Genomic DNA, 283 nt, shown 5'->3' on the forward strand with positions numbered 1-283 from the left:
CAGGCCCCCATGGCTACGACACGCCTTGCTCATGCTGCCCGCACACTCTTTTCTTGCTCTTCAGTAACCGCTCCAGATGCGGTGGCTGCAGGCACGCGGTATGGCACTGAGGAGTGGTGGAGGAAGATGCGCACCTTGCCGTCGGCATTCTTCTTGTAGCCGAAAGTGTACTCATCTTTGGTCTTGCTTCCATCTGCAGCGCTGGTGAAGAAGTAGTTGCCCATGGCAATGGCAACATTGCCACTGACGTCGATTTGGTGGTTATCAAAAACCACGTTCGACC

The 283-nt window shown here is 55.1% G+C and carries 1 protein-coding gene; it reads right to left on the reverse strand.

What is annotated here, in order from left to right; translation table 11 throughout:
* Positions 1-29 precede the first annotated feature (29 nt).
* Positions 30-283: hypothetical protein (locus ACYQ78_RS39485; protein WP_459806120.1), on the reverse strand; the 254-nt coding region annotated here is incomplete at its 5' end.

This window comes from Herbidospora sp. RD11066 (assembly GCF_054661255.1).